This is a genomic window from Streptomyces sp. SID11385, from assembly GCF_010548245.1.
Classification (GTDB): Bacteria; Actinomycetota; Actinomycetes; order Streptomycetales; family Streptomycetaceae; genus Streptomyces.
On sequence record NZ_JAAGLR010000917.1, the window covers coordinates 1 to 5,978 of the forward strand.

A 5,978-nucleotide genomic window follows, 5' to 3' on the forward strand; every position below is an offset into this window, starting at 1 on the left:
CGCGAGGTGCGGGAAGCGGCGCGGCGGACGCTGGAGTCGTACGCGACCGTGCGGGCGCTCGCCGCCGAGTCGGCAGCCGAGGTCGCGCGCGCCGCCGAGGAGGTACGGGGACTGCTGCGCCGCGTCGCGGGCGAGCCCGCCTCCGGCGTCTTCACGTGGGTCGAGCGGCTCACGGAGCTGCGCCGCGCGCAGGGCGCCGTGCTCGCGCTCGCCGGGCTGCGCCACGTGGACACGGCGGCCGTCGACGCGCTCGCCGCCGAGACCGGGCAGGGTCTCGACACGACCGCCCGCCGCGCCCTCGCCGCCCTGGAGGACACGGCCGCCTTCACGGCCCAGGAGGAACAACTCGCCGCCTACGAGGCCGAGGCCCGCGCCCTTGAACATGCCTCAGCTGCGGTCGAGTTGACGGAACAAATCGACGACCTCGCCGCCGGGCTCCGCTCCCTCACCGAGACCCTCACCTCGCTCGAAGGTACCGAGGCCACCGCCCGCACCCGCGTCCTGCACCGCGTGACCGGTCTCCTCGGCGGCCTCAACCGCGCCCGGGCGCTCGCCGCCGGACGCGCGGCGGAGCTGGGCGAGGCGGAGCAACAGGACGCCTTCGCCGCCGAGTTCGCCCTCTTCGGGCAGGCCGTGACGGGCGCGCTCGCCGCGGCGGACACCCCCGAGGACTGCGACAGCGGGCTCACCGCGCTGCTCGCGCGCCTCGAAGGTCTTGAGGCCCGTTTCGCCGGGCACGACGCCTTCCTGGCGGCGCTCACCGAGAAGCGCGCCGAGGTGAGCGACGCCTTCGCCGGTCGCGGCCAGAGCCTGCGCGACGCCCGCGCCCGCCGCGCCGAACGCCTCGCCGACTCGGCCCGCGCCCTCCTCGCCACGGTCGCCCGCCGTGCCGCCACCGCACGCGAACCGGCCGCGCTCGCCGCGTACTTCGCCTCGGACCCGATGCCCCTCAAGGTGCGGGACGTCGTGCGGAACCTGCGCGAACTCGGCGACTCCGTACGGGCCGACGAGCTGGAGGCCCGGCTCGCCGCCGTCCACGAGGAGGCGCGCCGCGCCCTGCGCGACCGCGGCGACCTGTACGAGGACGACGGCGCGACGGTCCGCCTCGGCCGCCACCGCTTCGCGGTCACCCGCGAGACCCCCGTCCTGACCCTCGTCCCGGCGCCCGGGGGCGACGTCCCCGAGGGCGACGGACTCGTCCTCGCCCTCACCGGAACCGACCACCGCACCCCCGTCACCGACCCTGTCCTCACCTCACAACCCGACTTCTGGTCACAGGAGTTGCCGAGCGAGAACACCGACGTCTACCGCGCCGAACACCTCGCCGCACGCCTCTTCGCCGCACACGGCCCGGCAGCGCTCGCCGCGCGGACGGCCGAGGAGCGCGCCGCCCTCGTACGCGAGGAGGCCGCCGCCGCGTACGACGAGGGCCACGAGCCCGGCGTGCACGACCACGACGCCGCCCTCGTCCTCGAAGCCCTCCTCGAACTCGCCCTCTCCGCAGGGCGCTTGCGCCACCCCGCCGCCGACCGTGCCGCCGCCCGCCTGTACTGGACGTACGGCCCCGAGGACCGCGCCGCGCTCGCCCGCACCTGCGTGTCCCTGACCCGAGCCCGCGACACCTTCGGCGTCGAACCCGGCGCCCTCACGGCCCTCCGCGCCCGCCTCGCCGAGCGGACGGGCAGCGGCGTCTGGGGTGACGGCCTGAGCGAGGAGGCCGCCACGTACCTGATCGAACAACTCGCGGCCGAAGAGGCGGAGTTCGTGACGGGCCCGGGAGCGCGCGCCCTGCTCGCGGGCTTCCGCGCGCACGTCGGCACGGCCCCGTACGCCGAGGAGGTGCGCGCACGGCTGGCGGCGGACGACCCGGAGGGCGCGGCGGCTCTCGTGCGCGGGTGGCTGGAGGCGTACGTACGGGGCGGGACGGACCGCGAGCCGGGTCCCGCGACGGACGGCGACCTGGCCGAGGCGGTCGCCCTCGAACTGTGCGCCCCCGAAACGTACGGCCCGGCCCCCTCCGGCCAGGCCCGCGCGCCGCGACCGCCCGACCCCGGCACCACGCCCCAGTCCACCACCGTCACCGGCCTCCTCGGCACCCACCCCCGCCTCACCCCCAGCCCCACCGGAGGCCGCGAACTCCCGCTCCGCATCGACGAGTTCCTGTCCCGCACCCACACCTTCCGCACCACCACGGCCCCCGCCTTCCGCGCCTACCAGCGCCACCGCACCCGCTACCTCGCGCGGGCCCGCGCGGAACTCGGCCTCGACGCTTACGTACCGCGCGTGGCGGGCTCGTTCGTACGGGGACGGCTCGTCGACGAGGTGTACCTGCCGCTCGTCGGCGACAATCTCGCCAAGCAGCTCGGCACCGCCGGCGCGGACCGCCGCACCGACCGCGGCGGCCTCCTCCTGCTCCTCTCGCCGCCCGGCTACGGCAAGACGACCCTCACCGGCTGGATCGCCGCGCGCCTCGGCCTGCTCCACGTCCGCGTCGACGGCCCCGCGCTCGGCGCCGCGACCACGTCGCTCGACCCCGGCCGCGCCCCCGACGAGGGCGCCCGGCGCGAACTGGAGAAACTGCGCTTCGCGCTCACGGCGGGCAACAACGTGCTGCTCCACGTCGACGACATCCAGCACCTCTCGCCGCGCCTGCTCCAGCAGTTCATCCCGCTGTGCGACACGAGCCGCACCCTCGACGGGCACGACCTGCGCGGCAAGCGCTTCGCCGTCGTCATGACCGGCAACCCGTACACGGAGTCCGGGGAGTCCTTCCACGTCCCCGACATGCTCGCGAGCCGCGCGGACGTGTGGAACCTCGGCGACGTCCTGCGCGGCAAGGAGGACGCCTTCGCGCTCAGCTTCCTGGAGAACGCCCTCACCGCCCACCCCTCCCTCGCCCCGCTCGCCTCGCGCGCGCCCGCCGACATCCCCGCGCTGCTCGCCGACACGGCGACGGAACACGCCTACGGTCCCGTCGAACGCGCCGAAATTGGGGCGGTGTTGGGCCACCTCGCCCGCGCCCGTACGACGCTCCTGCGGGTCAACGCCGCGTACATCGCCTCGGCGGCCCGCACGGGAGCGGCGCGCACCGAGCCCCGCTTCCAACTCCAGGGCTCCTACCGCGACATGAACAAGATCGCCGCCCGCGTCACCGCCGGCATGACCCCCGCGGAAGTCGACGCCCTCGTCACCGACCACTACCGCGCGGAGGCCCAGACCCTGGGCCCCGAGGCAGAGGCCAACCTCCTCAAACTCGCCCACCTGCAAGGCAATCCGACCCCGCAGGACCAGTCCCGGTGGGAGGCGCTGTGCGAGGCGGAACGCAGGAGGAGCGCGCTCGTCGGGACGGGAGACGACCCGGTGGGCCGAGCGGTGGCGCTCCTCGCCGACCGGCTCGCGGACCGGCTCGCGGGGCTGGAACGGGTGATCGCGGCGGCGCGGGAGAACCGGGCGGTCCCGGCGGCGGGGGAGGACCGTACGTGAGAACCACGGGGCCCCGCCCCGCCGCCGTGTCGCCGTTCTCCCCCGTATGTCGCCGCCCCCTCGCAGCTTTGTCCGCGTCCGGTAACCGGGGTATCTCCGCAGGCCAGACGTGTGACTAGATGGGGGCACGGCAACGGCGGCGACGTGAGGGGCGGGTGGCGGGGATGGCACGGCACAGGGAAAAGGGCTGGCGCGGGAAGTGGGTCGCGGCGGTGCTCGGCGTCTCGGCGCTCGCCGCGGTCACCTCGCTGTGGACCGCGCAGGCCGACACCCTCTCGGGCCCGGCACCGCACCCGAGCGCGTCCGCGACACACGCCGCGAAGAAGCCCGAGAAGGTCGCGATCGACATCGCGCACGCCTCCGACAAGGGCCCCCGCGGCGTCAACATCACGATCGACGACGGCCCCGACCCCACCTGGACGCCGCAGGTCCTGGCCGTCCTCAAGGAGTACGGCGTCAAGGCGACGTTCTGCATGGTCGGCACCCAGGCCCAGGCGTACCCGGACCTCGTCAAGCAGGTCGTCGCGGACGGCCACCGGCTCTGCGACCACACGATCTCGCACGACACCGCCATGGACCACAAGTCCGAGGCCTACCAGGCCAAGGAGATCCTCGACGCCGAACGCATGATCACCAAGGCGTCCGGCGGCGTCCACCCCCAGTACTACCGCGCCCCCGGCGGCGCCTTCACCCCGTACAGCCGCAACCTCGCCGCCTCCCACGGCATGCGCCCCCTCGGCTGGAACGTCGACACGAAGGACTTCGAACACCCCGGCGTGGCGGCCATCGTCGCGACGGTCAAGAGCGAACTCCCCAACGGCCCCACGATCCTCTTCCACGACGCGGGCGGCGACCGCGCCGAAACCCTGGCAGCCCTCCGCGAGGTCCTGCCCTGGCTGAAGCAGCAGGGCTACGCGTTCGGTTTCCCGGTCCGGTGAGGCAGGTGACACACCCGTGAGCACGGAGCTCTGGGCCTCGGCCCTGTCCCTGACGGGCGTGGCGCTCGGCGCCGGCCTGACCGCGCTCTCCCAGCGCGCCACTCAGCGCTCCGCCGACCGGTCCGAGGAACGCCGGCTGATCACGGCCACGAGCGAGTCCCGCCGCGCCGAACGGCTCGGGGCCGTCAAGGACTTCCTCGCCCGCGCCCAGGAAGCCGAACGCGCCGCGTACACCCGCCCGGACGTCTGGGGCGAGGACATGGAGTGGCGACAGCGGGCCGGTGACGCCATGACCGCCCTGTGGATCGCCGAACGCCACATGACCCTCCTGTGCCCCCCGGCCCTCGACGCCCCCGCCCGCACCTACGCCCGGGCGCTCAACCAGGCGGTGTGGCGCGAGATCGGCGACACGGAGGTCAACGAGCACCTGGAGGCGAGCAAGACGGCCTTCATGGCGAAGGCCCGCGCCGTCCTCACGGACCCGACGGAGCCCGGAGGGGAGCCGCCGGGGGCCGGGCGGTGAGGGCGGCGCGGGGGCCGGTCACCGCCGTACGTACGAACTGCTCACCGCAGCCGCACGCCCGGTCCGCTCACCGCAGCCCCGCGAAGAGGTCGTCCTCCGGCACGTCGGCGTCCGTCGTGTCCCTGACCCGCAGGAACGTCTCCGTCCCCATCAGCTCCCCGAACCGCTCCTTGCCCATCCGGAGGAAGAAGATGTTGTCGCCCTGGCTCGCGTGCGCGGCCAGGGCGTCGAACTTCTGGTCACTGAACCCGGTGACGTCCACCCACGTGGTGATCTCCTCGTCCGGCAGCCCGATCTCCGCCATCGCGGCAAGCTCCTCGGGGTCGGGCTCCGGCATGTCCGGTGCGAACTCGCGCATCGTCTCGCCGAAGTGCCGCATCGCGGAGCGGGGCGTCGTCGTCCAGTACACCTTCGGCGTCAGGCCGCTCAGCTCCACCGCAGCCATCGTGACGCGGTGGGCCTGGATGTGGTCGGGGTGCCCGTAGAAGCCGTTCTCGTCGTAGGTGACGACGACGTCCGGCCGGTAGTGCCGCATCAGCTCGGCGAGCCGCGCGGCGGCCTCGTCCACGGGCGTCTGCCAGAACGCGCCGGGCGCCTCGTTGCTCGCCCACCCCATCATCCCGGAGTCGCCGTAGCCGAGCAGCTCCAGATCGCTGATCTTCAGCACCTCGCGACTCGCGTCGAGTTCCTCGCGGCGCATCGCAGCCACGGCCGCCGGGTCATGCCCCTCGTCCCCCGGCTTGACGCCCCCGGGCCCGTCCCCGCACCGCCCGTCGGTACAGGTCACGAGCACGGTACGAATCCCCTCCGCCGCATACTTCGCGAGCACCCCGCCGGTCCCGGTGGCCTCGTCGTCGGGATGCGCGTGCACCGCCATGAGCGTCAAGGCCCGGTCGTTCCCAGTCATGAAAAACAGTCCTTCCGCACCACTACTCGGTCCTGTCCCGCACATACGGCACGCTTCCTCATCCTGGCAGATGGGAGGGCGCGGGCGGGACGGGGACGGGGCGCGGGCGGGGCGGGGCCTGCGGGGC

Annotated in this window: 4 protein-coding genes; 3 read left to right on the top strand and 1 reads right to left on the bottom strand. The window is 74.3% G+C overall.

Annotated features, from left to right (window positions below; genetic code table 11):
- From G3I42_RS28085 to G3I42_RS28095, 3 genes are all read left to right on the top strand, one after another.
- A partial coding sequence (locus tag G3I42_RS28085; protein ID WP_164290558.1) for a hypothetical protein occupies window positions 1-3,483 on the top strand: 3,483 nt, incomplete at its 5' end.
- Between the two features lie 164 nt (window positions 3,484-3,647).
- Window positions 3,648-4,421: a polysaccharide deacetylase family protein gene (locus tag G3I42_RS28090; protein ID WP_164290560.1), complete on the top strand. Its 774-nt coding sequence runs from the start codon at window positions 3,648-3,650 to the stop codon at window positions 4,419-4,421.
- A 16-nt stretch (window positions 4,422-4,437) separates the two neighbouring features.
- On the top strand, window positions 4,438-4,944 hold the full coding sequence (locus tag G3I42_RS28095) for a hypothetical protein (protein ID WP_164290562.1): 507 nt from the start codon (window positions 4,438-4,440) through the stop codon (window positions 4,942-4,944).
- Between the two features lie 67 nt (window positions 4,945-5,011).
- Here the strand turns inward: G3I42_RS28095 and G3I42_RS28100 are convergent, their stop codons facing one another.
- Entirely contained in the window at window positions 5,012-5,851 is an 840-nt protein-coding gene (locus G3I42_RS28100) for a PIG-L family deacetylase (protein ID WP_164290564.1), read from the bottom strand.
- Between the last annotated feature and the right edge of the window lie 127 nt (window positions 5,852-5,978).